The sequence below is a fragment of the Microbacterium excoecariae genome, assembly GCF_011326725.1.
Classification (GTDB): domain Bacteria; phylum Actinomycetota; class Actinomycetes; order Actinomycetales; family Microbacteriaceae; genus Microbacterium; species Microbacterium excoecariae.
Genome location: NZ_JAANCO010000001.1, coordinates 1,355,813 through 1,382,117, shown reverse-complemented (window position 1 = coordinate 1,382,117; position 26,305 = coordinate 1,355,813). Strand labels below are relative to the sequence as shown.

General features: G+C 70.3%; 30 protein-coding genes, 1 tRNA gene and 1 pseudogene. 13 read left to right on the top strand and 19 right to left on the bottom strand.

From position 1 onward, the window contains the following. Positions 1 to 40: 40 nt before the first annotated feature. The 3 genes from G8E01_RS06275 to G8E01_RS06265 all read right to left on the bottom strand — a co-directional run bounded on the left by G8E01_RS06275 (position 41) and on the right by G8E01_RS06265 (position 3,204). Positions 41 to 126 (bottom strand) — tRNA-Leu (locus G8E01_RS06275). 108 nt (positions 127 to 234) lie between these two features. Continuing rightward, positions 235 to 1,326, bottom strand: a complete 1,092-nt coding sequence (locus G8E01_RS06270; protein ID WP_166317340.1) for a VIT1/CCC1 transporter family protein — start codon at positions 1,324 to 1,326, stop codon at positions 235 to 237. Between the two features lie 126 nt (positions 1,327 to 1,452). Continuing rightward, complete coding sequence (locus tag G8E01_RS06265; RefSeq protein ID WP_166317337.1) at positions 1,453 to 3,204, bottom strand: DEAD/DEAH box helicase; 1,752 nt, start codon at positions 3,202 to 3,204, stop codon at positions 1,453 to 1,455. A gap of 115 nt (positions 3,205 to 3,319) precedes the next feature. Between G8E01_RS06265 and G8E01_RS06260 the strand changes: the two genes are divergently transcribed. Further along, on the top strand, positions 3,320 to 4,144 hold the full coding sequence (locus G8E01_RS06260) for an SGNH/GDSL hydrolase family protein (RefSeq protein WP_166317335.1): 825 nt from the start codon (positions 3,320 to 3,322) through the stop codon (positions 4,142 to 4,144). 1 nt (position 4,145) lies between these two features. Here the strand turns inward: G8E01_RS06260 and G8E01_RS06255 are convergent. Then, positions 4,146 to 4,598, bottom strand: a pseudogene (locus G8E01_RS06255) (TrmH family RNA methyltransferase); the annotation flags it as partial. Between the two features lie 210 nt (positions 4,599 to 4,808). Between G8E01_RS06255 and G8E01_RS06250 the strand changes: the two are divergent. The 3 genes from G8E01_RS06250 to G8E01_RS06240 are packed head-to-tail and all read left to right on the top strand — an operon-like array spanning position 4,809 to position 7,035. Further along, on the top strand, positions 4,809 to 5,384 hold the full coding sequence (locus G8E01_RS06250; RefSeq protein ID WP_166317332.1) for a recombinase family protein: 576 nt from the start codon (positions 4,809 to 4,811) through the stop codon (positions 5,382 to 5,384). Between the two features lie 32 nt (positions 5,385 to 5,416). Continuing rightward, on the top strand, positions 5,417 to 6,583 hold the full coding sequence (locus tag G8E01_RS06245; RefSeq protein WP_166317329.1) for a hypothetical protein: 1,167 nt from the start codon (positions 5,417 to 5,419) through the stop codon (positions 6,581 to 6,583). Next, a complete protein-coding gene (locus tag G8E01_RS06240; protein ID WP_166317326.1) occupies positions 6,580 to 7,035 on the top strand; it encodes a hypothetical protein in 456 nt (151 codons plus the stop codon). The genes G8E01_RS06245 and G8E01_RS06240 overlap by 4 nt, the downstream gene beginning before the upstream one ends. 27 nt (positions 7,036 to 7,062) lie before the next feature. On the opposite strand, the gene G8E01_RS06235 is transcribed toward G8E01_RS06240, so the two are convergent. The 5 genes from G8E01_RS06235 to G8E01_RS06215 all read right to left on the bottom strand — a co-directional run bounded on the left by G8E01_RS06235 (position 7,063) and on the right by G8E01_RS06215 (position 11,431). Continuing rightward, entirely contained in the window at positions 7,063 to 8,217 is a 1,155-nt protein-coding gene (locus tag G8E01_RS06235; protein ID WP_166317324.1) for a hypothetical protein, read from the bottom strand. 207 nt (positions 8,218 to 8,424) lie between these two features. Next, complete coding sequence (locus G8E01_RS06230) at positions 8,425 to 8,685, bottom strand: hypothetical protein (RefSeq protein ID WP_166317321.1); 261 nt, start codon at positions 8,683 to 8,685, stop codon at positions 8,425 to 8,427. 129 nt (positions 8,686 to 8,814) lie between these two features. After that, positions 8,815 to 9,384, bottom strand: a complete 570-nt coding sequence (locus G8E01_RS06225) for a hypothetical protein (protein WP_166317318.1) — start codon at positions 9,382 to 9,384, stop codon at positions 8,815 to 8,817. A gap of 203 nt (positions 9,385 to 9,587) precedes the next feature. Next, positions 9,588 to 10,502, bottom strand: a complete 915-nt coding sequence (locus G8E01_RS06220; RefSeq protein ID WP_166317315.1) for an FRG domain-containing protein — start codon at positions 10,500 to 10,502, stop codon at positions 9,588 to 9,590. A gap of 41 nt (positions 10,503 to 10,543) precedes the next feature. After that, a complete protein-coding gene (locus tag G8E01_RS06215; protein WP_166317312.1) occupies positions 10,544 to 11,431 on the bottom strand; it encodes a TrmH family RNA methyltransferase in 888 nt (295 codons plus the stop codon). A gap of 52 nt (positions 11,432 to 11,483) precedes the next feature. On the opposite strand from G8E01_RS06215, the gene G8E01_RS06210 reads away from it, so the two are divergent. From G8E01_RS06210 to G8E01_RS06200, 3 genes are all read left to right on the top strand, one after another. After that, positions 11,484 to 12,326 (top strand): Sir2 family NAD-dependent protein deacetylase, encoded by an 843-nt coding sequence (locus G8E01_RS06210; protein WP_338100758.1) that lies wholly within the window; start codon positions 11,484 to 11,486, stop codon positions 12,324 to 12,326. A gap of 22 nt (positions 12,327 to 12,348) precedes the next feature. Beyond that, entirely contained in the window at positions 12,349 to 12,909 is a 561-nt protein-coding gene (locus tag G8E01_RS06205) for a histidine phosphatase family protein (RefSeq protein WP_166317309.1), read from the top strand. Positions 12,910 to 13,039: 130 nt separating this feature from the next. After that, positions 13,040 to 13,519 (top strand): Lrp/AsnC family transcriptional regulator, encoded by a 480-nt coding sequence (locus tag G8E01_RS06200; protein ID WP_166317306.1) that lies wholly within the window; start codon positions 13,040 to 13,042, stop codon positions 13,517 to 13,519. 7 nt (positions 13,520 to 13,526) lie between these two features. Here G8E01_RS06200 and G8E01_RS06195 read toward each other — a convergent pair whose 3' ends face one another. After that, positions 13,527 to 14,408 (bottom strand): alpha/beta fold hydrolase, encoded by an 882-nt coding sequence (locus tag G8E01_RS06195; RefSeq protein ID WP_166317303.1) that lies wholly within the window; start codon positions 14,406 to 14,408, stop codon positions 13,527 to 13,529. Between the two features lie 62 nt (positions 14,409 to 14,470). Here G8E01_RS06195 and G8E01_RS06190 point away from each other — a divergent pair, with 62 nt between their 5' ends. Then, the gene (locus tag G8E01_RS06190) at positions 14,471 to 15,382 is read left to right on the top strand and encodes an exonuclease domain-containing protein (protein ID WP_166317300.1); all 912 of its coding nucleotides are present in this window, start codon (positions 14,471 to 14,473) and stop codon (positions 15,380 to 15,382) included. Between the two features lie 46 nt (positions 15,383 to 15,428). On the opposite strand, the gene G8E01_RS06185 is transcribed toward G8E01_RS06190, so the two are convergent. Both G8E01_RS06185 and G8E01_RS06180 read right to left on the bottom strand, forming a co-directional pair. Further along, positions 15,429 to 15,677, bottom strand: coding sequence for a type B 50S ribosomal protein L31 (locus G8E01_RS06185; protein ID WP_155048299.1), 249 nt, complete (start codon positions 15,675 to 15,677; stop codon positions 15,429 to 15,431). 99 nt (positions 15,678 to 15,776) lie between these two features. Further along, positions 15,777 to 16,574, bottom strand: a complete 798-nt coding sequence (locus G8E01_RS06180; protein WP_166317297.1) for an ABC transporter ATP-binding protein — start codon at positions 16,572 to 16,574, stop codon at positions 15,777 to 15,779. Positions 16,575 to 16,609: 35 nt separating this feature from the next. On the opposite strand from G8E01_RS06180, the gene serB reads away from it, so the two are divergent. Beyond that, positions 16,610 to 17,248, top strand: coding sequence for a phosphoserine phosphatase SerB (gene serB, locus G8E01_RS06175; RefSeq protein WP_338100757.1), 639 nt, complete (start codon positions 16,610 to 16,612; stop codon positions 17,246 to 17,248). 90 nt (positions 17,249 to 17,338) lie between these two features. Here the strand turns inward: serB and fabG are convergent, their stop codons facing one another. Then, positions 17,339 to 18,058, bottom strand: a complete 720-nt coding sequence (gene fabG / locus G8E01_RS06170; protein WP_166317291.1) for a 3-oxoacyl-ACP reductase FabG — start codon at positions 18,056 to 18,058, stop codon at positions 17,339 to 17,341. A gap of 74 nt (positions 18,059 to 18,132) precedes the next feature. On the opposite strand from fabG, the gene G8E01_RS06165 reads away from it, so the two are divergent. The 3 genes from G8E01_RS06165 to G8E01_RS06155 are packed head-to-tail and all read left to right on the top strand — an operon-like array spanning position 18,133 to position 19,573. Then, a complete protein-coding gene (locus G8E01_RS06165; protein ID WP_166317288.1) occupies positions 18,133 to 18,492 on the top strand; it encodes a DUF3099 domain-containing protein in 360 nt (119 codons plus the stop codon). Further along, positions 18,489 to 18,734 (top strand): hypothetical protein, encoded by a 246-nt coding sequence (locus tag G8E01_RS06160; protein ID WP_205827569.1) that lies wholly within the window; start codon positions 18,489 to 18,491, stop codon positions 18,732 to 18,734. Before G8E01_RS06165 ends, G8E01_RS06160 begins: the two co-directional genes overlap by 4 nt. Beyond that, entirely contained in the window at positions 18,731 to 19,573 is an 843-nt protein-coding gene (locus G8E01_RS06155) for an SURF1 family cytochrome oxidase biogenesis protein (protein WP_166317285.1), read from the top strand. The genes G8E01_RS06160 and G8E01_RS06155 overlap by 4 nt, the downstream gene beginning before the upstream one ends. A gap of 6 nt (positions 19,574 to 19,579) precedes the next feature. Here the strand turns inward: G8E01_RS06155 and abc-f are convergent, their stop codons facing one another. The 4 genes from abc-f to G8E01_RS06135 are packed head-to-tail and all read right to left on the bottom strand — an operon-like array spanning position 19,580 to position 23,105. Then, a complete protein-coding gene (gene abc-f, locus G8E01_RS06150; protein ID WP_338100756.1) occupies positions 19,580 to 21,178 on the bottom strand; it encodes a ribosomal protection-like ABC-F family protein in 1,599 nt (532 codons plus the stop codon). Between the two features lie 54 nt (positions 21,179 to 21,232). Then, a complete protein-coding gene (locus tag G8E01_RS06145; protein WP_166317282.1) occupies positions 21,233 to 21,841 on the bottom strand; it encodes a CbiQ family ECF transporter T component in 609 nt (202 codons plus the stop codon). Continuing rightward, positions 21,838 to 22,518, bottom strand: coding sequence for an ATP-binding cassette domain-containing protein (locus tag G8E01_RS06140; RefSeq protein ID WP_166317279.1), 681 nt, complete (start codon positions 22,516 to 22,518; stop codon positions 21,838 to 21,840). Before G8E01_RS06140 ends, G8E01_RS06145 begins: the two co-directional genes overlap by 4 nt. After that, positions 22,515 to 23,105: a biotin transporter BioY gene (locus tag G8E01_RS06135; RefSeq protein WP_166317276.1), complete on the bottom strand. Its 591-nt coding sequence runs from the start codon at positions 23,103 to 23,105 to the stop codon at positions 22,515 to 22,517. The genes G8E01_RS06140 and G8E01_RS06135 overlap by 4 nt, the downstream gene beginning before the upstream one ends. Before the next feature lie 53 nt (positions 23,106 to 23,158). Between G8E01_RS06135 and G8E01_RS06130 the strand changes: the two genes are divergently transcribed. Continuing rightward, the gene (locus G8E01_RS06130) at positions 23,159 to 23,707 is read left to right on the top strand and encodes a TetR family transcriptional regulator (protein ID WP_166317273.1); all 549 of its coding nucleotides are present in this window, start codon (positions 23,159 to 23,161) and stop codon (positions 23,705 to 23,707) included. A 1-nt stretch (position 23,708) separates the two neighbouring features. On the opposite strand, the gene G8E01_RS06125 is transcribed toward G8E01_RS06130, so the two are convergent. Both G8E01_RS06125 and G8E01_RS06120 read right to left on the bottom strand, forming a co-directional pair. Beyond that, complete coding sequence (locus tag G8E01_RS06125) at positions 23,709 to 25,139, bottom strand: MFS transporter (protein WP_166317270.1); 1,431 nt, start codon at positions 25,137 to 25,139, stop codon at positions 23,709 to 23,711. Beyond that, positions 25,136 to 26,290 (bottom strand): aminotransferase class I/II-fold pyridoxal phosphate-dependent enzyme, encoded by a 1,155-nt coding sequence (locus G8E01_RS06120; RefSeq protein WP_166317267.1) that lies wholly within the window; start codon positions 26,288 to 26,290, stop codon positions 25,136 to 25,138. The genes G8E01_RS06125 and G8E01_RS06120 overlap by 4 nt, the downstream gene beginning before the upstream one ends. Positions 26,291 to 26,305: the final 15 nt, after the last annotated feature.

The following is a 26,305-nucleotide window of genomic DNA, read 5'->3' as shown; positions in this document are numbered from 1 at the left end:
CAAAGGCCGGACCCTGAAGGATCCGGCCTTTGCGTTTCTGTGCGCGAGGGGGGACTTGAACCCCCACGCCCTAATACGGGCACTAGCACCTCAAGCTAGCGCGTCTACCTATTCCGCCACCCGCGCATAGGGTGTCGATTCAGTTTCGAGTTCTTGCGAACCGCTTTCCGAACCGAGAGACAACGTTACCACCGCCCCACCCCGCACGCGAATCGGTCACGGATCCCGGGCGCGTCACGCCACGGAGACCCCGAACGCGAGCCCCAGCACGTAGGTCACCGCCGCGGCCCCGAACCCGATCGCAAGCTGGCGCAGCGCGCGCGGAAGCGGCGAGGCGCCGGACAGGAGCCCGACGGTGCCCCCCGTGACGAGGAGGGCGACGCCGACGAGCGCCAGGGCCACGGCGACTGCCGCCACGCCTGACAGGCCGAAGATCCACGGCAGCACGGGAATGATCGCCCCGGTCGCGAAGAAGCAGAAGCTCGAGATCGCGGCGCGCCACGCTCCCCCGACAACCTCGTGCGTGTCGATCGGTCCCGTCGCGGCGCTCGCGCCGCCCGCGTGCGCGCCGCGGAGGACGGCCCGAGCCTTCTCCTGGGCGGCCTCCTCCCCCAGCCCGCGCGTGCGATACACGAGCGCGAGCTCGTTCTGGTCGAGGTCCAGGTCCGGCAGGTGCGCGTCGGCGTAGCCGCCCGGGTGCGTGGCGTCGAGCAGCTCGCGCTGCGACTTCACGGACACGTACTCGCCCGCGCCCATCGACAGCGCGCCCGCCAACAGGCCCGCGATGCCGCTGAAGAGCACGAAGGAGCCGGAAACCCCGGTCGCGCCGATGCCCATCACGAGGGCGAGGTTGCTCACGAGTCCGTCGTTCGCGCCGAACACCGCCGCGCGGAACGTGCCCGAGAGCCGGCGCCTGCTGCGGGCGGCGAGCCCGCGCACGACCTCGTGGTGGATCCTCTCGTCGGCGCGCATCGCGGGCGTCGCGTAGGGGTCGTCGTCGTACGGCGAGCGCGCCTCGGCGAGCTGCGCGAGGGCCAGGGTGAAGATCGTCCCGAACCGCGCGGCGAGGAACGTCAGAATCCGCATGCGCCACCGCGCGCGCGGCATGCGATCGGGCTCGCCGCCGAGGAGGTCGAGCCAGTGGCGCTCGTGCCGACGCTCCGCGGCCTCCAGCTGCTCGAGGATCTCCCGCTCGCCGCCCGTGCGGGTGCGCGCGAGGCGGTGATAGACGGCGGCCTCGGCGCGCTCGTCCGCAAGGTATTGGGCCCACATGCGGCGGGCGCGGGCGGGCGCCTCGCGGGGGTCCAGGGGTGCGGGGGCGGTCATGCGTCTCCTCGGTGCGGCGTCGACCGCGCGATCGGTCGCGGCCTCATCGAGGCTAGGGCGCGGCGCGCGCGAAACCCGGCTCCAGAGCGGGATTCGGAGCCTTTCGGAGCCCCGAACCCGCCCGTCCTACCGGTGCACGCGGCGGCGCAGGACGTCGATGCGCGACTGCAGCTGGGCGACCGTGGCCTGCGCGACCGCGGGCCCGCCGCACGTGCGCCGCAGCCAGGCGTGCACCTGGCCGTGCGGATCCCCCGTTTGCTTCGCGTACACGCCGACCAGGCTGTTGAGCAGCTGGCGCTGCTCCTTGAGGGTCCGGTGCAGCGGCTCGGGGAGGCCAGGATCCTGGCCCGCGCTCTCCTCCCGCGCCTCGCGCGCCTGACGGTGACGCGACTGCCGCGCCTGGCGCTGCATCAGCAGGTCGTGGACGTGCTCGGGCTCAAGCAGGCCGGGGATCCCGATGAACTCGAGCTCCTCCTCCGTCCCCGGGACGGCCAGCTGGCCGAACTGCTGGCCGTCGAAGACGACCGAGTCGAAGTGCGCGGTCGACCCGAGCGACTGGAACGAGAACTCCTCGTCCTGGAGGAGGTCCTCGCTCGCCTTGTCCTCGCGCTCGGCCTGGGCGAGGAGCGAGTCGTCGAGCCCGTCGGCGTCCTTCTCGCCGCGGCCGAGCACGTGGTCGCGCTGCCTCTCCATCTCGTGCGCCAGGGCCATGAGGACGGGCACCTGCGGCAGAAAAACGCTGGCCGCCTCGCCCTTGCGGCGGGCGCGGACGAACCGCCCGATGGCCTGCGCGAAGAACAGCGGCGTCGACGAGCTCGTCGCGTAGACGCCCACCGCGAGTCGCGGGACGTCGACCCCCTCCGACACCATCCGCACCGCCACCATCCACCGCGAGGTGTTCTCGGCGAACTGCTCGATGCGGCTCGATGCCTCGGCCTCGTCGCTCAACACGACGGTCGGGCGCTGCCCCGTGAGCTGGCGCAGGAGCTCGGCGTACGCGCGCGCGTTCGTCTGGTCGGTCGCGATCACCAGGCCACCCGCGTCCGGCACGTGATGCCGGATCTCGGTGAGGCGCTGATCCGCGCTCTTCAGCACGGCGGGCATCCAGTCGCCCTCCGGGTCTAGCGCTGTCCGCCAGGCCTGACTCGTGACGTCCTTGGTGTTGTCCTGACCGAGGTGCGCCTCGAGCTCGTCGCCCATCTTCGTGCGCCACTTCATGTGCCCCGAGTAGACGTGAAACAGCACGGGCCGCACGACGCCGTCGGCGAGCGCACGGCCGTATCCGTAGGCGTAGTCGGTCACGGAAGTGCGCAGGCCCTGCTCGTCGGGGGCATAGTCCACGAACGGGATCGGAGCATCGTCGCTCCGAAAGGGCGTCCCGCTGAGGAGGAGCCGCCGGGCCGCGGGCTGGTACGCGTCGCGGATCGCGTCCCCCCAGCTCAGGGCGTCGCCGCCGTGGTGCACTTCGTCCAGGATGACGAGGGTGCGCCCCTCGGTGACGAGCGCGCGGTGCACGCTCGACTTCACCGCCACCTGCGCGTAGGTGACAACGGCCCCGTGATAGTGCCGAGCGAGGAACGGGTGCTGGTTGCTGAAGTCGGGATCGAGCCGAATGCTCGTGCGCGCCGCCGCATCGGCCCACTGCGTCTTGAGGTGTTCCGTCGGGCACACCACGACGATCCGATCGATCTCGCCGCGCTGGCGGAGCTCGCGCGCCACCGTGAGCGCGAAGGTGGTCTTGCCGGCGCCCGGAGTCGCGGCGACGAGGAAGTCGCGCTTGTCCTCGGCGAAGAACTGGTCGAGCGCCTCCTGCTGCCAGGCCCGGAGCCGGCCCGCGGTCCCCCTCGGCGCGCGCTGCGGATAGGACGGGCTGAGCATTCCTCCCACGATAGCGGGGGGCGCCGACACCGTCGCCGTGGATCCTCTCAGCCGATGGCGCTGCCCGGGGCGACGGACTATATTCGCCGGGGCGCATATGTGAGGAGCTAGAGAGATGTCCACCGACCACCGCACCCCGTTCGTCGGAAACGCCGAACCCCACCCCTGGCGGCGATTCGTCGCGGTCGGCGACTCGTTCACGGAGGGCATCGGCGACCCGGAGCCCGGCGCGCCCGGGGGCCACCGCGGCTGGGCCGATCGCGTCGCCGAGGTGCTCTCGCGGCAGGTCGACGACTTCGCGTACGCGAACCTCGCCGTGCGCGGCAAGCTCATCCGCCAGATTCGCGACGACCAGATCGACGCGGCGCTCGCGCTCCAGCCCGATCTCGTGACGATCTGCGCGGGAGGAAACGACGTCCTCCGGCCCGGCACGGATCCCGACGAGATCGCCGCGATCCTCGAGACGCTCGTGCGGCGCCTCGGCGCCGCGGGCGCGGCGGTCGTCGTCTTCCCGGGCTTCGACGTCGGCTGGAACCCCGTCTTCCGCGCGTTCCGGGGCAAGATCGCGATCTATAACGAGAACATCCGCCGGATCGCCGAGGAGAACGACGCGCTGGTCGCCGACCTCTGGGCGCTGCGCGAGATCCAGGATCCCCGGTTCTGGTCGGACGATCGCCTGCACCTCAACCCCCTGGGGCACCACGAGGTCGCGCGCATGGTGCTGCGCAGCCTCAACGCCGAGAGCGACCTGCAGCCGCTCCGCCCGGATCCGCTCCCGCCGCGCACCTGGCGCGCGGCGCGCCGCGAGGACCTCGTGTGGGCGCGCGCACACCTCGTGCCGTGGGTGCTGCGCCGGCTCCGCCATCAGTCCTCGGGGGACGGCCTGGCGCCCAAGCGCCCCGACGCCGCACCGTACGCCGGGCCGGACGGCGGCGCCTGACTCAGGCCGGCGGGTGCGCCAGCGCCCACAGCGCGACGGCGCTCGCGGCCGCGACGTTGAGGGAGTCCACCCCGCCGGCCATGGGGATCGTCACGATTGAGTCGGCCGCGGCGAGCGCGTCGCGGCCGAGGCCCGGCCCCTCGGATCCCATGACGAACGCCACCCGCTCGGGGCGTGTGGCGTCGAAGCTCTCGAGCGAGACGGCGTCGTCGGAGAGCGCGAGCGCAGCGACGTGGAAACCGCTGGCGCGCAGGACATCCCCGGCGCTGCCGTCGCCGCGCCAGGCCGGGAGCCGCGTCCACGGCACCTGAAAAACGGTGCCCATCGAGACGCGCACGCTGCGGCGGTAGAGCGGATCCGCGCACGTCGGGCCCGTGAGGACCGCGTCCGCGCCGAGGCCCGCCGCGCCGCGGAACGCCGCCCCGACGTTCGGAGGTGTCGCAGTTCGTTCTAGCGAATCCGAGCTTCCGGGGGGCGTCTGCAGAGGGAGCGCGATGACATCGCATGACTAGAGTTTATCCCTGTTCAGACTACGTATTGGACCTTCGTCGAGGCTTGATCTTCGCAAGGTCGTGTTCAATAAACCTATGAGAACTGCGGGTGTCCAAATCTCATCCATCCCGTCGGCAACGTGCTCGGTGGGACTGACTCCGAGCCATACGCGATGACGCTCATCGGTCTGGTAAGGGTCACCCGGGACCCCCTCCACGTACAAGAACAGCACGATGCAGTGGGCCCGATGTGCGCCCGAGTGTTCGAGGAGGAGTCGTCTCGCCGACGCCTGGTCGGCAGCCGCCCAACACTCCTCGCCGTAGTGGAGCAGCTTGGCACCGACGACCGACTTGTGGTGAGGAAGGTCAGGGACCTGGCGCGGAGCATGGTCGACGGCTGGGAACTACTGATCGAGCTACTCGAGCATGGCATCGCGGTTCGAGTTCTTGAAGGCTCCGATGCGGGTGACTACAACGAGCTGTCGGACATTCGAGAGGCGGCTCGTGAGATCACCGACATGCGACGCTCGACTCTGCGCGACAGGATCAAAGACGGACTGCAAGCAGCGCGCGAGCGCGGGGCTCCCGGGGGTCGTCCGCGAGTAGTTGATTACACCATGCGAGCCGCGATCTTCAAGCAGCGCGATCGGGGAGAAACGCTGCGTGCCATCGCGCAGTTACTCGGCGATTCAATCGGCACGGTGCACAATGTGCTAAGAGCCGAGAAACCGACAGATGCATCATCGTGACCCAGCGGAGGTGAGGTGCCATCGGTATCAATGTGCTCCTCAGCCACTCGACCATCACCATCGATGACGCGGTGTTCACGACGCTCCTTGACAACTCTGTGGCGGGCACATACAAGGTCTACGAACGCGCTCTGCAGACCGGGAGCATCAGGTTCTCCGACCTGGTAGACCTCGCACGTAAGGGCGACATTCCATACTCGCTGTTCTTCGCGCCGATCGCGCTGGTACGGGAGCAGGTGGAGAAGAAGACGGCCAAGCTCCTCGCGGGCGTCAGCAGGGATACGTTCTCAATCGGTTCGCGCGCCAAGGTGGAGCTCCGCGATGTGGAGCTCATCGTCAAGGACCTGATCCGAAAGCAGCAACTCGTCCGAAAGCACGACTCGACACTGGAGTCGAACACGATCATCGGCCTGCTCCGCTCCGAGAGCGCTTCCATCGACGCCGATGCCGCCGCCCTCATGTCGGCGCTCGGTCTCTCGCACGATCGCCTGCGCGCGTGCCGAACCAAAGAGAAGGCGCTTGACCTCATGATCGAGTGCCTCGAGGCCAACCAGGTGCTCGTCGCGCGCAGCGTCCGAAACTACATGCCACAGCGCCTGACCCATGTGAAGTTCAGCGGGATGACAGTCCGAGACAACAAAGTTCCTTACATCTTTCTCGCTGGTGGCGACCACGGGGACGACCAGGAGCCGGTGGGCCGCACCATCTTCACCCTGGCTCTCATGACGGTGCTCGTGGCACGACGCATCTTCGCCCCGATGACGTGGGACGGAGGTAGCACCGAGACGGACCCCGGTCGCGAGTACGACATCGCCGGCACGATGCTCATGCCCACCGAACGGATGAGAGCGCTGGCACTAACCTCGCTCGATGCCATCAAGGCTGCCTCAGCAGAATTCAAAGTGACGGCGAGTGCCGTCACGGTGCGAGCGATGCGGCTGGGCATGATCGCCCCAGAAGCGGCCGGCAACCATCTGGAGCAGCTGCGCGGCGAGTTCAGGAGCCGTCCGAATAGTGGACCGCGGAGCCCGATCCATCCCGAGAACGCCGTACGCAAGTACAACGGCCGGGAGCTCACCGTTCGGATGCTGCACGCGCTCGACAACGGGAGCATCTCCGCAGGCGAATTCTGCCGATCGATCTGCTTGAACCACCTCAAGCCATCGCGGATCGAAGATCTTCGGCGGGCCGTCCAATGAAGGACTTCGGGCAGCGGTTCGTCATCGACACCAATGCTCTCAGCCAGCTCGGCAGACGGCGTCGCGAGAGCGAGTTCTTCCTGCAGAACGCGGTCATCCCCGAAGAGGTCATGCACGAGGCATCCGGGTTTCCTGACGTCGCGACGATGCGTGACAACGTGCATCCGACCACACCGCGAGTGCTCCATTGGCTCTCGCAGATCATGGCGACCGTGCCGTCCGGAGATACCAGCCTCGTAGACCTATATGCCAACAGAGGCAACGCCGACCCGCTGGTCGTGGCGTGCGCGCTCGAAGGGCAAGAGCACGATAACCAACTACTGCTAAGCCCCGAGTGGGTCGTCGTCACGGCCGACGAGGCTGTTTGGAACAAGGCCCAGGAGTTCGGGCTGACGGTGCTCAGCAACTCCGAGTTCGCTGCGCTCATTGATAGCAAGGACCCTGGCGGCTGAGTCCCGCGCCTGATGTCGGTCCACCTCTCACTGCTCGACCGGCAGGTCTGCAAATCTGCGGGCCTCGTCGCGCATCTTTTCGAGCACGGCGAAGTAGCTCAGAACAGTCTCTTGTTCGTAGGCCGCGGTCGGTCTCAGTTGCCGCATCCGAGCGAGAAGATCCTGATCCGACAAGCTCTCCAGCCATGCCGAGAGCTGCTCGGCGCTCGGGGCATCATCCATCTGGGCGATGGTCTCGACCATGTCGAGCCGCGCGCTCGCAGCACCGAGACGGTCACTGTGCAGTTGTGCTGCGGATGTCGCCGACCCATGCGACAACGCGCGGCGTTCATCTTCGTGGCCGACCGAGATCTCATACCGAGCAGGCAACACTGGTACCGGCGGCTCGATCCCGGTGATCAGCCGTGGCACCGCCTGAGTCCGCACCCACGTGGCGAGCTCGTCGAGCTCCTTCATCAACACCGGCCAGCGCTCGGTACCGGGCCGATTGATACCGATGGTCGGGAAGAGCGCGACGGGGATGTGCTGGCCCCTCGGGGTCTCCGCGATCACCTCTCCGACCTGCAGAGGCACCTCCGGGCGACGCTCGATGTCTGCCAGGGACGGGGGTGTACGGCCCTCGCGATGGATCGCTGCAAGGCGGACAGCAGTCACCGCCGGCGCTCGATGCTTCGAATGGTTCGTGTGCAGAGCCAGCAGAGCCATTGGGTGTTCCTGCGGGTTCACGTTCCGGTGAAACGGCTGGAGCCCCTCGATACGTTTGAGCAGCTCACTGCCCCGTTGCAGAGATGGCGAGCCGTTCCTCGCACGAACCTTCACCCATGCCTCGAATGCTTCGTAGGTCTGCGCCGCCGGCATCTCGACGGTCTTGGCCGCCTTCTCGTCGAGCGAGCCATCTTGGTGCTCGATCTCGGCGAACAAGGTGTGCTCGATCGCGTTGCGCAGGACGACCAGTGCATCAGCCACCAGTAGCGGAATTTTGCACGGAATCGGGGACATGCCTGTCACGACGGTCTGACTGTGCGTGACCATCGGCACCTCTCGCAGCCGGATGATCCCCTCCGGCTGGGTCTGATAGTCGAAGAGGAGGCTGGCGACTTCTCCGATGAGTTCGTCGGCGTGCGCGAGCGTCGCTGCCACGGCGACGTGGTGGTCGGGTAACCATGCGTAGCTCGAACTCATCCTCTGTCCCTTGTTCCGCGTCGTACGTCGACTAAGTACTCCCCCAGACCGCACGGACACCACCGCGAGCTGAAGGAATCGGTCCGATCTCGTGGTGTGGATCCGAGCGGGTCGGCGACGACCTCGAGGGCCGCATGCTGATATCCGAGAAGCACTTCCGATTGCGCGAATTCAGACAAGACCGGGCGTTCGTCGGTCTCCGACCAGTCAGGACGAAGGCTCATCACGAACCGCGAGAGGAGCCGCGATCTGCCCACGTGACAGCGGAGCCGACCGAGGTGGCAGCATGCACTCCACGTAGCGATGCACATCGCTCGGATAGTAGACGGAGCCGCGCTCTCCGATCGCGTAGGTCTTCATGAGCATGTGCTCGCGGAAGTCGGCCATGCGGTCGCCGAGGATGCCGGCCAGCTGTTGCTCGGAGTAGCCGAGCTCGCTGTCTGGCTCCGGAAGTAGTCGGCTGTCCATCGCTGCATTCTCCCGCTCGATCAGTGTCCGCGCACCTGCAGCCCAGCATCCTGAACCTAGATCACGGCCACCAAGAGTCTCGCGAGACGCTGTTCGAAGTAGCCGACTCAACATCGCGCTAATCGTCACCTACGAGGGTCGCCAGTCAATCTCACTGCGTACCGCTTCGCCAACGACCTCGACGACGGCGTTGTACCTGTCCCCGAACTCACGCAACCTCGCAGTAGCGTGGCGCTCCAGGTCCTCGCCGATGAGACCCTGCAGATCGGCAGGAAGCGTCGAAAGCTGAGCCGAGAGGTCGGTGAGGCCTTTGACTGCGGCACGTACCTGAGGATCGAGGAGCCGAGATGTCAGCCGGCTTACCTCGACGTCAGCAGCAAGCATCTCTGCGCTGAGACCGTCTGGGAGTTGGGTGTACTTTCCTTTACGCGCCTGCATGTGATCGAAGTGCATCGCTTTGCCTGTCAGGCGCGCCATCTTCTGCAACGCATCCTGCAAGGACAGGAGCGTCTCCCGTTGGAAGGCGTGGCTCTCGTCTTCGAGCTGGGCAGCACGTTCGAAACGCCGCGACTCGCCCTCACGGCGCTGAATTCTCTCGTCGCGCCGTCGCTCGTTCAGGCCAGCAAGCAGGTACCCACCAAGCGACGCGAGAAGCGTCGCCACGGCGAAAACGATCTGAGTGAGCAATGTCAGATCCATGGCCCCCATCCGTTCTCACCTCGTGTCAGCTCGTCGACCGCATTGCGTAAGACAGCGCACCCGAGCTCGCTGCGATGCCTGTCGAATCGACACTGTCAGCCTTCGGAACTATGTCTCACCGACCGAGCCCCATGCACCTTCGGTTCGAGCTCGAGTCCTTCGGTCCCGAATTCCAGCAAGAGGTCGATTCCTTGACTATCGATTTATCCTAAGAGCGCAGCTCTGTCGACAGCTTGACGCACTTCGGCGGCCATGCCGAACAGATCGGGATACATCGTTGCTGGGTTGTACCCGTAGTCCCGTTCGATGCGGCGACGAATCTCCGCCTTCGCTTCTGCCGCGATTCGAATCGTCAGAGTGGGCTCGACACTTTGCTGCAGAGCTTTTCCGGAGCGATCAACCATCTTGGTGGGGACTGAGGTGGCTCGCCGCACCTCGCCAATCCGCCAGAACTCTCCTGCTGTCCCAGGAGCCTTCCGATACTGAGCGTTTCCACCGGCGTAAACCTTCGGCACACCGGCCAACAAGAAGCCCGACTGCTGAGCGGGGATGCGCTCGTTGTAGGACGGTGGCCTCCACAGCAGTGGCAGATCTCTACACCACGGGGTATTGGTAGCCGATTCACGCCAGGGAATGTCGTATGTACTCCATTTCTCACCCAATTGCACGCGGCGATTTGTGACGTCGAACGCGAAGACTCGTCCGTCCACACCGTCAAGCTCGCCATGCTGCTCCTCGACGGCGAACCAGAGAGCAACCAGCGGACTGAGCGAGACATCGAGCATCCGTGTCGGACCTCTGAAGTGTTGCAGGTTCGCCAGCAGCTCCAGATAAGGCATTTGGTCGAAACGCCAACTCCCCCGCACGAAGTGAGCGATCTTCTCTTCGGCCCGAAGAAGATCGTCTTCCTCTGGTGCCGGCTGCGACTCAGATCGAGCGTCGAGCAGTCTCCTGTACAACCCGCTATGGAGGCTCCACCGAGCATCGACCTGCCCGCGCCAACCAATCGCGCGCCGCGCCCCGGTCCGCTTAAGCACGGACTCGATCTCGCTCAGGGCTGTCTCCCAAGACGTGATCGGACTGCCCTCCCACGGACCGAAGAAGTCTGCCCCTCCCATACGTCGGGCTCCTCTCGCTTCACCTGACATTTCAACCGGGCCTACCTTGTTGCATAGAACGCCACAGCCGAGCTCGCCGCAACGTTCAGCGAATCGACACCACCCATCATCGGGATCGTGACGCGTCGATCGAGCAGCCGCTGAGTGGTTGGCGCGAGACCGGGCCCCTCGCTGCCGAACACGAGCGCGAGATTCTGGTGATCCTCGGCGACCAGTTGGTCGAGCGTGATCGCTCCCTCCCCCAGCGTCATCCCCGCCACGACGTAGCCGGCATCCTTGAGGCCCTGCACGCTCGCCGGCCAGTTCTCGATCCGCGTCCACGGCACCTGGAAGACCGTTCCCATCGAGACCCGGACACTGCGCCGATAGAGTGGATCTGCGCATGTCGGCGTCACCAGGACAGCGTCGACGCCCATTGCGGCAGCGCTGCGAAAACATGCGCCAACGTTCGTGTGATCGACCAAGCCGTCCAGGATCGCGATTCGTGACGACTTGCTCGTATTTGAGGTGATACCGCGGTTTTCTCCACACCCCACGTTCGTGTGGTCCACGAGCCCGTCGAGCACGAACACGGTACGGGCATCGCGAAGGACGACGGCGGGGTCGGGGAGCTCCGGCCGGTGCATCGCCGCGAGCATGCCGCGGTGCACCGTGTATCCCGTGACGGACTCGGCGACCGCGTCCGGCACGACGTAGACCGGCACGTCGAGCTCGGCAACGAGGCCCTCGACGTCGGGCAGCCACTTCTCGGCCGTCATGACCGAACGCGGGAGGTGCCCCGCGGCGAGGGCACGGCCGAGCACCTTCGCGGATTCGGCCATGTACAGCCCGCCCTCGGGCTCAAGCACCCGCCGGAGCGCGACGTCGGTCAGGTCGCGGTAGTCGGCGAGCCGCGGATCCGCGGGGTCAGAGAGGGGCACGAGACGCATTCCCCCATCCTCGCGCACGCCCGCGCTCAGATCGGGCCGTAGGATCGAGCCCGTGACGATCGCGCACCCCTCCGACGACGCCCTCGAGGCCGACGTGGACCGCGCCGTTCGGGCCCTGGCGGGGAGGCGGCTGGCCGTCCTCACGGGAGCGGGCGTGTCCACGGACTCCGGGATCCCCGACTACCGCGGCCAGGGGGCGCCGCGGCGCACGCCCATGACGGCCCAGACGTTCCTCGCCGACGAGGCGGCCCGGCGGCGGTATTGGGTCGGATCCCATCTCGGCTGGCAGGCGTTCTCGGCTGCGGAGCCGAACGACGGCCACCGCGCCCTCGCGCGCCTCGAACGCGCGGGCGTGTCCACGGGCGTCGTCACCCAGAACGTGGACGGCCTGCACCTGCGGGCGGGCTCCTCGCGGGTCGTCGAGCTGCATGGCACGATGCGGCGCGTCCTGTGCACCGCCTGCGGCCAGGTCTTCGACCGGCGCGACATCGGCGCGCGCCTCGAGCGCGAGAACCCGTGGCTCGCTGTTCCGGACGAGGTTCCCCTCGGCCCGGACGGCGACGTCGAGCCCGACGCGGCCGCCCCGCTCGCGATCCCCGACTGCACCGTCTGCGGGGGCATGCTGAAGCCCGACGTCGTGTTCTTCGGCGAGTTCATCCCGGCCGAGCGATTTCGCGAGGCGGAGCAGATCGTGGCCTCCGCCGAGGCGCTCCTCATCGCGGGGTCGTCGCTCGTCGTGAACAGCGGGATCCGGCTCGTCGAACGGGCGCGCCGCCGACGCCTTCCCGTCGTGATCGTCAATCGGGGCGCCACCAAGGGTGACGCGCGCGCGACCGTGAAGATCGACGGGGGCACGAGCGAGGCGCTCGCCCACCTCGCGGAGCGCCTGGCGTAGATCCCCGCGCTAGGGTCGACGGGTGACGATTATCGCCCTCGTACGGCACGGACAGACCGATTGGAACCGCGACGGGCGGATCCAGGGACGCAGCGACATCCCCCTCAACGACACGGGTCGCGCGCAGGCCCGCGCGGCCGCGGCGGCGCTCCGCGGCGGCGACTACGGCCGGCTCGTCGCGAGCCCTCTCTCGCGCGCGGCCGAGACCGCGGACATCATCGGCTCGTCGCTCGGGCTCGGCGCCCCGACCGTCGACGCCCGGCTCCGCGAGCGCGCGTACGGCGAGGCGGAGGGCATGCAGCAGGCCGAGTACCTCGAGCGCTTCCCGGGAGGGCTCGCGATCCCTGGCGCGGAGACCGACGACGAGGTCGTCCAGCGCGCGCTCGACGTCGTCGCCGACCTCGCGGCCGAAAGCGAGGATCCGCTCATCGCCGTCGCCCACGGGGGGCTCATCTCGCGGCTGCTCCGGCACGTCTCGGACGGCCGCTACCCGCGCGCGGGCGAGCGGATCGGCAACGGGTCGCAGCAGGTGATCGAGGTCACGGGATCCGGCATCCGGGTCGTGTCCTACATCGGATCCTGACCCGCGCGCCATCCCCTTTACCGGGCCCGCGGTCGGGATTTCCACCCCCTCGGCACGACGCGCAGTGCCCCCCGTAACAATTGAGCATATTGACCACACGTCGCGATCGACGCTGGTAACCTCGGGCACTATGGCATCCCTGGACCACGTCGACCTCGAGCTGATCGCGGCGCTCTCCGCCGATCCGCGCGCGACCGTCGTCGCGCTCGCAGAGAAGCTGGGCATGTCGCGGAACACCGTGCAGGCGCGCATGAGCCGGCTCGAGAAGTCGGGCGTGTTTCAGTCGTTCGAGCGATCGATCTCGCCGGCAGCGCTCGGCTTTCCGCTCCAGGCGTTCGTCTCCATCGGCGTGAGCCAGGCCTCGCTGCCGACGATCACGGACGAGTTGCGACGGGTGCCCGAGGTCATCCAGGTGCACGGCGTCTCCGGGCAGGTCGACCTGCTCGCGCTCGTCGCCTGCCGCGATGCCCGCCACCTGTTCGACGTTGACGCCCGGATTCTCGCGATCGGCGGGGTCGTCCGCACGGAGACGCAGCTCGTCATGAGCGACTCGATCCCCTACCGGGTGTCGGGGTTGCTCGAGCTCGCCCGCCGCGAACCGCGCCGCTGAGAACGCGTCACACGTCGAGGAAGTCCCGGATCGCGTCCGCGGCCTCGGCGGGCTTTTCGTAATGGATGAGGTGCCCGACCCCGTCGATCTCCACGAGCCGCGCGTCGGGGAACAGGGTCGCGAGCCGGCGCTCGGCCGCGATCGGCGTGATGTCGTCCTGCACCGCGGCGATCAGGAGCGTCGGCTGCGCGATGCGCGGCGCCGACGCGCGGACGTCGTTCGCGACGCTCGTGACGAACGCCTGCCGGAGCGTGTCGCGGTCGCTGAAGAGCGAGAAGTATCGGTCGTGCTGGTCGTGGATGAACCGGCGCAGGGTGCGGTCGCGCGTGTACGCCATCACGATGCTCATCACGCGCACGATGGCGCGCGAACGCAGGAGCCAGGACCCCAGGCGGCGCGGGAGCCACGCGCTCGCGGCGTAGTACGCCACGGCGAGCCGCGTCAGGACGCCGCGTGGCCCCTCCAGCGCGGGGGCCCCGATGGGGTTCACGAGGATGAGGCGGGGCGTGTCGAGCCCGTCGGCGACGGCGCCCGCCGCGACGATCGAACCGAACGAGTGCCCGAGCACGACGGCGCCGGGGGCGACGGCGGCAGCGAACTCCCGCAGCCACGCCGCGTACGCCGCGAGGTCGTGCACGCCGGAGGCGAGGGCGGGGGTCTCGCCGAAACCGGGCAGGTCCGGCATGATCCAGCGCACCCCCGGCAGGTGCGCGACGACGGGCTCGAGGCCGTGGTGATCCCCTCGGAAGCCGTGCACCGCGAGAATCGTCACCGGCGCCGCGGCGTCGCCATACTCCCAGTACGCCGTGCGCGCCTGGGCGCCGTCGTGCGCCCGTCGCGCCACGGGGATCCGGGCGAGCAGCGCGTCGTAGGGCGAGGAGGCGGGCACCATCCGAGTGTATGTGGCGTGGCACCCGGGGCCGCGCCGCGACGACCCTTACCGTCGGGTCTATGAAGACGTCGTGGCCGGATCCGCCGCCGCTGTTCGGGCTCGCGGAGCTCGAACAGCCGGGCGAGCGCCCGAGCTGGGTCCCCCGAGTGACCCGACGACGCTCCCCCGCCGCCGGCCCGCGGCCTCGCCCCGCCTTCGCCGACGCCACGCCCCTCCCCCTGGACCTCGAGGACGCCCGCATGACCTTCTCCGACATCGCCGCCGGCTTCGCGCCGGACCCGGGCCGCCTTCTGACGCGTGTCGGGGTCTTCGACCTCGAGACGACGGGGGTCGACGTCGGTCAGGATCGCATCGTGACCGCCTGCGTCGCGGTGCTCGACGTCGCCGGCGAGGTGCTCTTCTCCCGCGCGTGGGTCGCGGATCCCGGGATCGAGATTCCCGCCGGCGCGGCAGCGGTCCACGGTTTCACCACGGCGCGCGCCCGCGCGGAGGGCCGCCCGGCCCGCGAGGTGGTCGCGGAGATCGCCCACGCGCTCGGCACGCTGCTCTCCGCCGGAATCCCCGTCGTCGCGTACAACGCGGCCTTCGACTTCTCCGTCCTGCGCCACGAACTCGCCAGGCACGAGCTCGCGCCGCTGGACGGCCCCTCGCCCGTGATCGACCCGCTCGTGATCGACAAGCAGCACGACCGGTTCCGGCGCGGAAAGCGCACGCTCGATGCCGTGGCCGCACACTACGGGGTCCCGCTCACCGACGCCCACGAGGCATCGGCCGACGCGATCGCCGCGGGCCGCGTCGCGCTCGCGCAAGCCGAGCGCTTCCGTTCGGAGCTGCCCGCGGACGTGGCCGCGCTCCACGCCGCCCAGGTCGGCTGGTCGGCCGATCAGGCCGCGAGCCTCGAGGAGTACTTCCTGCGGATCGGCCGGCTGCAGCCCGGCGAGACGATCGACGGCGCCTGGCCCGTGCGCTGACACGAAAAAGCCCCCGCCGTGGCGGGGGCTTTCTTCGCGAACGGGCTTACTTGCCGAAGTTCTTGAACCGCTGGTTGAACTTCTCGACGCGACCGGCCGAGTCCATGATGCGCTGCTTGCCCGTGTAGAACGGGTGCGACGCGGACGAGATCTCGACGTCGATGACGGGGTACGTGACGCCGTCGAGCTCGATCGTCTTGTCGCTCGTCGCGGTCGAGCGCGTGAGGAACGTCTCGCCCGAGCCGAGGTCGCGGAAAACGATCGCCTGGTACGTGGGGTGGATGTCAGTCTTCATGGGATGTCCTTGCGGGAAGATCGTGTGAGGAGGGAAGCGCGCGGATCGGATCCGCGCCGGCGCACCTCGAGCGCCAGCGGACTAGTCTACCAGACCGCGTCACGCGGGTGTCGGGGACTCCGCGCGCGCCACCCAGCGACCGCCGAATTCCGCCACGGCGATCGGGATCCCAAACGTCGCGCGGAGATTCTCTCGCGTGAGCGTCGCCGCCAGCGGCCCTTGCGCGACCGCGCGCCCGTCGCGGACGAGCAGGACGTGCGTGAATCCGACGGGGATCTCCTCGACGTGGTGCGTGACCATCACCATGGCGGGCGTCGCCGCCGACTGCGCGAACCCGCCGAGGAGCTGCAGGAGGACCTCGCGGGAGCCGAGGTCGAGGCTCGCCGTGGGCTCGTCGAGCAAGAGGAGCTCCGGATCCGTCATGACGGCGCGGGCGATCTCGACGCGCTTGCGCTCGCCGTCGCTCAGCGTGCCGAAGGTGCGATCCGCGAGGTGCGCGAGCTGCCACTGCTCGAGCACCCGCAGGGCGCGGCGCTCGTCGATGCTCTCGTACTCCTCGTTCCAGCGTCCCGTGACCGCGTAGGCGGCGGTCATGACCACGTTGCGCACCGTCTCGTCGGCGGGAATCCGCCGCCCGAGCGCCGTCGACGCAAAGCCGATCAGGGGGCGCAGCCCGAAGACGTCGGTCTTCCCGAGGCGCTCACCCAGGATGTCGACCGTGCCCGACGTCGGGTGCAGCAGGGTGTCGGCCATCTGGAGGAGCGTCGTCTTGCCGGCTCCGTTCGGGCCGAGCACCACCCACCGCTCGTCCGCGCCCACCTTCCACGTGACGCCATCGACGATGTTGCGGCCGTTTCGACGCACGACGACGTCGGTCATCTCGAGCACGGTGGTCATGGGTATGAGCCTACCGAGCGGAGTCAGTAGGGTCGGTGAACGTGACTGCGCGTTTTCTCGTCGTGCTCGACGCCGACTCCACCCTCATCCGCAACGAGGTCATCGAGCTGATCGCCGATGAGGCCGGCCGCGGCGCCGAGGTCGCCCGGGCGACCGAGGCGGCCATGCGCGGCGAGGTCGACTTCGCCGCGAGCCTGCGCTCGCGTGTCGAGGCGCTGGCCGGCGTGCCGGTCGCGGCGTTCGCGCGGGTGCGCGCGCGGATCGAGCCGACCCCCGGCGTCACGGCGCTCCTCGACGCCGTGCACGACCGCGGCGGCGAGGTCGGCGTCGTGTCGGGCGGGTTCCACGAAATCCTCGACGACCTCGCGCCGTCGCTCGGCGTCGACGTGTGGCGCGCGAACCGGCTCGAGGTCGAAGGCGGCGCGCTGACCGGGCGGGTGTCCGGACCCATCGTCGACGCCGAGGCCAAGGCCGCCCAACTTGCCGCGTGGGCGACCGAGCGGGGCGTGCCGATGTCGCGCACCCTCGCGATCGGCGACGGCGCGAACGACCTGCGCATGATCGCGGCGGCCGGCCTGGGCGTGGCGTTCAACGCGAAGCCCCGCGTGCGCGCCGAGGCGCCCGTCGCCGTCGGCCCCGTCGACCTCGCGCAGCTCATCCCCCTGCTCCCCTGACCCCCTAAGTCCACATTTCTCCGGTAAGTCTCACCGCTCCGCGGTGAGACTTACCGGAGAAATGTGGACTTGCGGTCAGTGGATGTGGGGTCAGTGGCCCATGCCGAGGCCGCCGTCGACGGGGATCACGGCGCCCGAGATGTAGGCCGCCTCGTCGCTCGCGAGCCAGGAGACGACGGCCGCGATCTCTTCCGGGGAGCCGTAGCGGCCCGCCGGGATCTGCTTCTTGTACGTGGCCTGGGTCGCGTCGTCGAGCTCCGCGGTCATGTCGCTCTCGATGAACCCGGGCGCCACGACGTTGGCCGTGATGCCGCGCCCGCCGAGCTCGCGCGTGATCGCGCGCGCGAAACCCACGAGGCCGGCCTTGGACGCCGAGTAGTTCGCCTGGCCCGCCACGCCGAACAGGCCCGAGACGCTCGACACGAGGATGATGCGGCCGCGCCGGGCCTTGATCATCGACTTAACGGCGCGCTTGACGGTGCGGAAGGCGCCGCCGAGGTTCGTGTCGACGACGGCGGAGAAGTCGTCGTCGCTCATGCGCATGAGGAGCGTGTCCTTCGTGATCCCGGCGTTCGCGACCACGGTCGTGACGGGTCCGAGCTCCGCCTCGACGGTGCGCACGGCCTCGTCGAGCGACGCCCCGTCCGTGACGTCGGCCGTGACGGTCAGGGTGTTCGCGGGGCCGGATCCTGATCGCGCCGTCACCGCGACGCGATAACCGTCGGCGACAAGCCGCTCCGCGATCGCGCGGCCGATGCCGCGGTTGCCTCCCGTCACGAGGGCGACGCGGTCTGCTGCGGCTGTGCTCATGGGATCTCCTGTGTCGACGAAACGGCCGCCCGCCAGCCTATCGCGGCGGATCCGCGGCGTAGAATGGGACGATCGTGAAGACCCGCCGCACCCGCTCGCAGACCGCGACCTCGATCCCCGCCTCTCCCGAGGCCGACGAGACCGCGCGGATGCGGCAGTACGTCATCACGATGGCGATCCGCACCGTCTGCGTCGTGCTGATGTTCGCGATCCAGCCGTGGGGATGGCATACGGCGATCCTCGGCGTCGGTGCGATCTTCCTGCCGTATTTCGCGGTCGTCATCGCGAACCAGGCGCAGTCCGTGCTCTCCCCCGCCGCCGAGCGCCCCGAGATCGCCATCGAGGCCCCGCGACCCGCCGAGCCCACGACGAGCGACGAGGATCCGGGCGTCTTCCGCATGGACGAGAGCGGCCGCGCCGAGGAGCGCCCGTGATCCTCGGGATGGATCCGGGCACGCCGCAGTGCTCGCGCGCGGGCTGCCGCGAGGGCGCGAGCCTGAGCGTGGTGTGGCGCAACCCGCGGATCCACACCGCCGAGCGCCGCAAGGTCTGGCTCGCCTGCGCGGAGCACGCCCCGTACCTGCACGATTTCCTCGCGTCCCGCGGATTCCCCGTGGCGATCCGCGCGGGGCTGACGGACGGCACCGACGTCGACCTGCCCGAGGCCGCCGCGTGAAGCGCTGGCCGCGCGCCGGGCGGTGGTCGGCGTACGTCCTCGTCGCGATCGCGTTCGCGGTCGTGTGCGGGTTCCTCTCCCACTGGCAGTTCGAGCGGAACGAACAGCGCGAGGCCGCCAACCAGCTCATCGCGGACAACTACGACGCCGCCCCCGTTCCGCTCGCGGACCTCATCGCGGGCACGGACGACTTCGACGCGGGCGACGAGTGGCGCCCCGTGATCCTCGAAGGCACGTACCTGACGGGCGACCAGCTCCTCGCGCGCAACCGCGCCCAGGGCGGCACGAGCGCCTACGAGGTGATCGTGCCCTTCCAGCTGACCGACGGGCGGATCCTCGCGGTCGACCGCGGCTGGGTGCCCCCCGCGTACGACGGCGGCGCGGAGGCCGTGCCCGAGGCGCCGACGGGCACCGTGACGGTCGTCGCCCGGCTCCGGCCGAGCGAGCCGCTCCCCACGTCGGGGCGCAGCGCGCCCGAGGGGCAGCTGCCGACGATCCACGCGCCGAGCGTCGCCGAGGTCGCGGGCGAGGGCACGATCACGACGGCCTACGCCCTCATGGTGAGCGAGGATCCCGCGCCCGCCGAGGCGCCCGCGGCGCTCGCGGCGCCCGAGGAGGATCCCGGCCCCCACCTGTCGTATGCGATCCAGTGGATCCTATTCGCGGTGATGGGCTTCGTGTTCATCGGGTACATGATCCGGACGGAGATCCGCGCGCGGAGCGAGGACGAGCGGCCGGACGAGGACGAGGACGACGAGCCGGCTCCCCCGCGCCCGCGGCGCCGCCGTCGCGACGCCGATGCGGACGCGGAGGACGCTCTGCTCGACGCGCGCGCCTGAGCCTTCTCAGGCGAGGGTGATGAGGTCGATGTAGCTCTTGTTCCAGATGTCCTCGACGCCGTCCGGGAGCAGGAGCACCCGCTCGGGGTTCAGCGCCTGGACCGCGCCCTCGTCGTGCGAGACGAGAACGACGGCGCCCTCGTAGTGCGCGAGCGCGCCGAGGATCTCGTCGCGGCTGGCGGGATCGAGGTTGTTGGTCGGCTCGTCCAGGAGCAGCACGTTCGCGCTGGAGACGACGAGCGTCGCGAGCGAGAGCCGCGTCTTCTCGCCGCCCGAGAGCACGCCGGCCGGCTTGTGCACGTCGTCGCCCGTGAAGAGGAAGGATCCGAGCACCTTGCGCGCCTCGGTCTCGTTCAGGTTGGGCGCCGACGACATCATGTTCTGGAGCACGCTGCGATCGACGTCGAGGTTCTCGTGCTCCTGGGCGTAGTAGCCGATCTTGAGCCCGTGGCCCGGCTCGATCTGGCCCGTGTCGGAGGCGTCGACGCCCGCGAGGATCCGCAACAGCGTGGTCTTGCCGGCGCCGTTCAGCCCCAGCACGACGACCTTCGAGCCGCGGTCGATGGCGAGGTCGACGCCCGCGAAGATCTCGAGCGCGCCGTAGGACTTCGAGAGGCTGGAAGCCATGAGCGGCGTCTTGCCGCAGGCGGCCGGCTTCGGGAACCGGATGCTCGCGACCTTGTCCTCCTGCCGCACCTCGTCCAGGCCGGCGAGCAGCTTCTCCGCGCGCGCCTGCATCTGGTGGGCGGCCGCGGCCTTGGTCGCCTTCGCGCCGAACTTCGCGGCCTGCTGCTGGAGCGCGCTGGCCTTCTTTTCGGCGTTCGCGCGCTCCTTCTTGCGTCGCTCCTCGTCCGCCACGCGCTGGCGGAGGTAGTGCTTCCAGCCCATGTTGTAGGTGTCGATGACCTGGCGGTTGGCGTCGAGGTAGAACACCCGGTTGACCGTCTCGCCGACGAGATCGACGTCGTGGCTGATGACGATGAGCCCGCCGCGATAGGTCTTCAGGAACTCGCGCAGCCAGACGACGCTGTCGGCGTCGAGGTGGTTGGTCGGCTCGTCGAGAATCATCGTGTCGGCGTCGCTGAAGAGGATCCGCGCGAGCTCGATGCGGCGGCGCTGGCCGCCCGACAGCGTCTTGAGGGGCTGGTCCAGGATCCGGTCCGGCAGCGAGAGGTTGTGCGCGATGGTCGCGGCCTCCGCCTCGGCCGCGTATCCGCCGATCGCCTCGAAGCGCTCCGTGAGGCGCCCGAAGCGCCTCATGGCCTTCTCGGCGACGGCGGGATCCGCGGATCCCATCTCCTCGGTCGCCTGCGCGATGCCCGCCTGCAGGTCGCCGAGGTCGCGCGCGTTGAGGATCCGCGTGCGCGCGAGCTCCTCCGGATCCCCGGATCGCGGATCCTGGGGCAGATACCCGAGCTCGCCGGAGAGCGTCACCGTGCCGTCGGCCGGCGGGAGATCCCCCGAGAGCACCTTGGTGAGCGTGGTCTTCCCGGCGCCGTTGCGCCCGACGAGACCCACCTTGTCGCCGTCGCCCACGCGGAAGCTGACGCCGCTCATGAGGAGGCGTGCGCCCACGCGGATCTCGAGGTCACTGACGGCAAGCACGAATCGGGATCCCTCTCTCACGGCTGTCGGCGCGGGGCGCGCCAACCCCCCATCCTATCGCCGCGCGGCTGGGGCGATCCCGCGAGCGGTGAGGGCGTCGCCGACCTCGTCGGCGTACCGCAGCGCGAGCACGAGGAGCGTGACCACGGCGCGCGGCCCGAGCCGGACCCCGCGCGCCCGCCGCGCCTCCGCGACGCGGTGCCACAGCGAACCGACGACGGGGACGACGGCGATGGTCAGCTGCACGACGAACGCCACGCGCCACGGATCCACGCCGACGCGGGCAAGCGGCGCGAGCGCGCGCTCGAGGGCGTCGATCATCTCGCTGGTCGGCGTCGTCATCGTGACGACGGCGGCGAGCAGGAGCACCGTGACCACCCGCGCGGTGCCGGCGGCCGCCTCCGCGGGGCCGAGGAAGATCCACTGGGATCCGGCGACGAGGACCACGAGCCACCGCATCGCCCAGACCTGCGCGGCCCACGCGGCGACGCCGAGCGCCCCGGCGGCGAAGGCGACGAGGGTCGCCGCGAGGGCCGCGGCCCCGGCGAGGGGCGTGCGGACGAGGAGGGTCGCGGCGACCGCGAGGACCGCGAGCGCCGCGACCTTCGCGCCGGCGGGCGCGCGGTGCAGCGCGCTCGTTCCCGGGCGGTAGAGCCCGATCACGCGGCCTCCGCGCGATAGGCGGCGATGATCTCGTCCGGCGCGCCGACCGCCGCGAGGCGCCCCTTCTCGAACCGGAGCGCGACGTCGCACCGCGCGGCAAGGTCGAGGTCGTGGGTGACGAGGACGACCTGCCGGGCGCCGGCGCCCGACAGCAGGAGGTCCCCGATGCGCCGGGCGTTGTGCAGGTCGAGGAGGGTCGTCGGCTCGTCCGCGACGAGGATCCGCGGCGCGCCGAGGAGGACCGCGGCGAGCGCCAGGAGCTGCTTCTGGCCGCCCGACAGACTGTAGGCCGGCTGGTTCGCGTGCGCGGCGAGGCCGAACGCCTCGAGCTGCGCCGCGACGCGGCTCGCGACCTCCCCGCGCGGGACGCCGGCGGCACGGGCCGACAGCGCGAGGTCCTCGGCGGGGGTGGGCATGAGGATCTGGGCGTCGGGCTGGGTGAAGAGGAAGCCGACCCGCTCGCGGGCGCGCTTCGGCGCGCGCCCGACGTCCACCCCGTCCACCTCCACGCGCCCCGCGGTGGGGCGTACGAGGCCGTTGAGCGTGCGCGCAAAGGTGGACTTGCCGGATCCGTTGCGCCCGATCACCGCGACGCGCGGCTCCGCGAGGGCGACCGTGACGTCCGCGAGGATCGTCGCGCCGTCGATCTCGACGCCCAGACCGTGGGCCTCGATCACGGCGCGACGGCCCGCGCGCGGCGCACGGGCGCGGGGAAGGCCGGCGGGTAGGCGCGGTACAGCGCGAGAGTGAGCGCGGTCGCGACGGCCGCCTTGATCGCGTCGCCCGGCAAGAACGCCAGGGACGTCAGCGCCGTCTCCCCGAGGCCGAGGCCCGTCGAGGCGGCCTGGACGGGAATCCCGAACGCGTAGACCACAGCAATGCCGCCCACGACCGCGCCGAGCGCCGTGCGCCACCAGGTGATGCGGCGCGCGCCGGCGTGCACGATCAGGCCGACGACCATGGCGCCGGGGAGCCACCCGATGAGATACCCCGACGCCGGGCCCAGAAACACCCCGAGCCCGCCGCGCCCGCCGGACAGCACGGGGAGCCCGATGGCGGCGAGGAGGAACACGACGCCGACGGCGGCGCCCGCGCGGCGCGCGCCCAGCACGGTTCCGGCCAGCATGACGCCAAGGGTCTGGGCGGTGATGGGGACGAGCCCCGGTACCGGGATGGGCGCGACGAACCCGAGCGCGACGATGATGCCCGCAAACACCGCGATCCGCGCGATGTCGCGCGCCTCCCACTGCCGTTCTTCCGCCACGTCTACTCCTCCTGAACACCGTTCATTGAACGCCGTTCAGTATAGTCATACGCATGAGCGAACGCGGACTCGGGCGCGCGCAGATCGTCGCCGCGGCCCTCCGGATCCTCGACGAGTACGGCCTGCCCGACCTGTCGATGCGCCGCCTCGCGGCCGACCTCGGCGTGCGGCCCAGCGCGCTGTACTGGCACGTCGAGAACAAGCAGACCCTGCTCGCCGCGGTCGCCGACCGCATCGTCTCCGAGGCCGGCGCCGCGGGCGGCCTCGCCGACACCGCGCGCGCCGTGCGCCGGGCGCTGCTCGCCCACCGCGACGGCGCCGAGGTCGTCCTCTCCTCGGCCGCCCTCGCGCTCGGCGACAACGCGGTGTACGGGCTGCTGCGCGACGCGCTCGCGCGGGAGGCGCACCCGGATCCGGATCGCGGGGCGACGGTCCTCGCGCAGTTTCTCCTCGGGCACGCCTCGCTCGTGCAGCAGCGCATGCTGGCCGCCGTGATCGGCGCGTACGACCAGGATCCGGGCGCGATCGACCGCGAGGCGCTCGCGGACTTCGACGCCGGGATCCGCGCGCTCCGCGACGGGCTCGGCCGCGGAGCCGCGTAGCTCAGCCGCGCAGCTCGGCGGCGTGTCCCAGCCGGAGCCCCGGCACGACGGAGAGCGCCGCGAGCCCGGCGGCGAGCGCGAACATCGCGACGAAGGCGCCCGCGCTCGTCATCCCGCCCAGCGCGACGAACACGAGCCCCATGATGGCCATCGTCGAGGCCGTGCCGACGGCGTCCGCGATCTGCAGCGCGGCCGAGTTGAAGCCCTGATTCTGCCGGGTGGAGTACGCGAGCGAGAGGACGGTCAGGCGCGGGTAGACCGCCCCCGCGCCGAGCCCCGCGAAACCCCAGGAGAGGATCGGCACCCACGCCGGGACGTCGAGCACGGCCGAGGCCCCGACGATCGCACAGGCGAGGATCAGGAGCGCCGCCCCACCCACGGCGATCCGCGCGTTCCCGAGACGGTCGCCCCGCGCGCCGACGAAATTCGCGCTGACGGCCCAGGTCAGGGCGGACACGGTCAGCCCGAGGCCCGCCCACGTCGGGCCGAAGCCGTACTGCTCTCGGAGCAGGTAGGGCACGTAGATCTCGGCGCCGAAGACGCTGCCGGCGACGAGACCCCGCGCCACGATCACGCTCGGGAGCCCGCGCCCGAGGCGGTAGGCGCCGCGCGGCAGGAGCGGGCGCATGGCGAGGAGCACGACCGCGAGCGCGACGACGGCGACGAGGACGCCCGCGAGGCCCGGGCCGGCCGACTCCCCCGCGCCCTCCCCTGCGATGCTGAGCACGAGCGCGCCCGCGGCGACGGCGATCGCGAGACCCACCCGCCGGCCGATCCCGCCGGTCTTCTCCCCCGGCGCTCCGGCGCCCAGGCGGCGAAGCGCCGGGGCGAGCATGGCGATCGCGACGACGGCCAGGGCCGCGACGCCGCCGAACACCCACCGCCAGTGGAAGAACTCCGTCACGGCGCCCGCGAGCGCGGGGCCGACGAGCGAGGGCACGACCCACGCGGCCGAGAACGCACCCATGACGCGGCCGTGCAGGTTCGCGGGGAACACGCGCGCGACGACGACGTACAGCGAGACGATCTGCCCGCCCGACCCGAGCCCCATCACGAGGCGGCCGGCCACGAGAACCTCCATGGATCCGGCCGCCGCGTCGATCACGAGCCCGGCGACGAAGGCCGCGGTCGCGAGGAGCAGGGGCCACACGGGGCCGCGCCGATCGGACCACGCCCCCGCGACGACCATGCCCACGACGCTCGTCGCGAACATCCCGGAGAAGGCGACGGCGTAGAGCGCGTGGCCGTCCAGGTCGTCGGCCACGGCCGGCATGACCGTCGTGACCGCGAGCGACTGGATCGCCGCGAGGAATACCAGCGCGATCGCGCCGGCCGTCGTCCACACGTACGCGCGGCCCCAGATCGAGCCGCCCTGCCGCGGCGGCTGAATGGGCAGCGGCCCCGAGTAGCTCCCGGGGTCGGCGTGGGTCACGAGGCCGCGACCCGGCCGATGCGGCGCACGGCCTCGGTGAGGACCTCGGGGCCCGTGCCGTAGTTGATCCGCACGTGGCCGGCGCCCGGCGCGCCGAACGACGGCCCCGGGTTCAGCGCGACGCGCGCGTCCGCGAGGATCCGCGCCGCCGCGTCGTCTCCGAATCCCGCGCCCGCCAGGTCGACCCACGCGAGGAATCCGGCGTCGCCCGGCGTGTACCGCGAACCCGGCACGTGCTCCGCCAGGAGATCGACGAGGAGGCGCTGGTTCAGCGCGAGGCGCGCGATCAGCGCGTCGAGCCACGCGTCGCCCTCCTCGAACGCCGCGATGCCGGCCTTGATGCCGAACAGCCCCGTGCGCCACTCCACCTCCGCGGGGATGGCCCGCACGAGCTCCCGCTTCGTTGGCGAGGCGGAGACCATGTGGGCGCACTTCAGACCCGCGAGGTTGAAGGCCTTGGACGCCGAGAGCACGGCGACGCCGACCTCGGCCGCCTCCGGGGAGACGGACAGGAATGGGGTGATCTCCGTGCCCGGCATGCCGAGGGGCGCGTGGATCTCGTCGCTGATGATCGTCGCGTCGTGGCGCTCGGCGATGCGCGCGAGCTCGGCGAGGTCGGCGGCGGAGTGCGCCGTGCCGGTCGGGTTGTGCGGGTTGCACAGCAGCATCGCGACGGCGCCGCCGGCGAAGGCGCGCTCGATGCCGTCGAGGTCGAGGCGCCACGCCCCGCCCTCCTCCATGAGGGGGACCTCGACGGCCTCGGTGTGCGCCTCGTCGTGCACCATGAAGAACGGCGGATACACCGGGGGCGTCACGACGACCCGGTCGCTCGGCGCCGCGACGGCGCGCACGAGCTCCGCGACGCCCATCATCACGTCGCACGTCGTGCGCACATCGGCCGGGTCCACGTCCCACCCGAAGCGCCGGGCGGCGAAGCCCGCGAAGGCCTCCGGATAGCGCGTGCGCGGGGGCACATAACCCGTGTCGCCCACGCGCAGGGCCTCCGCGAGGACCCGCTCGATGGGCTCGGCGAGCGCGAAGTCGGTCTCGGCGACGAACAACGGCAGGACGTCGGCGTCGTGCGTCGCCCACTTCGTGCTCGTGCGGGTGCGGAGGACATCGAGGGGCAGGGCGTCGAGCGGCGTGGTCACGGTCTCGACCCTAAT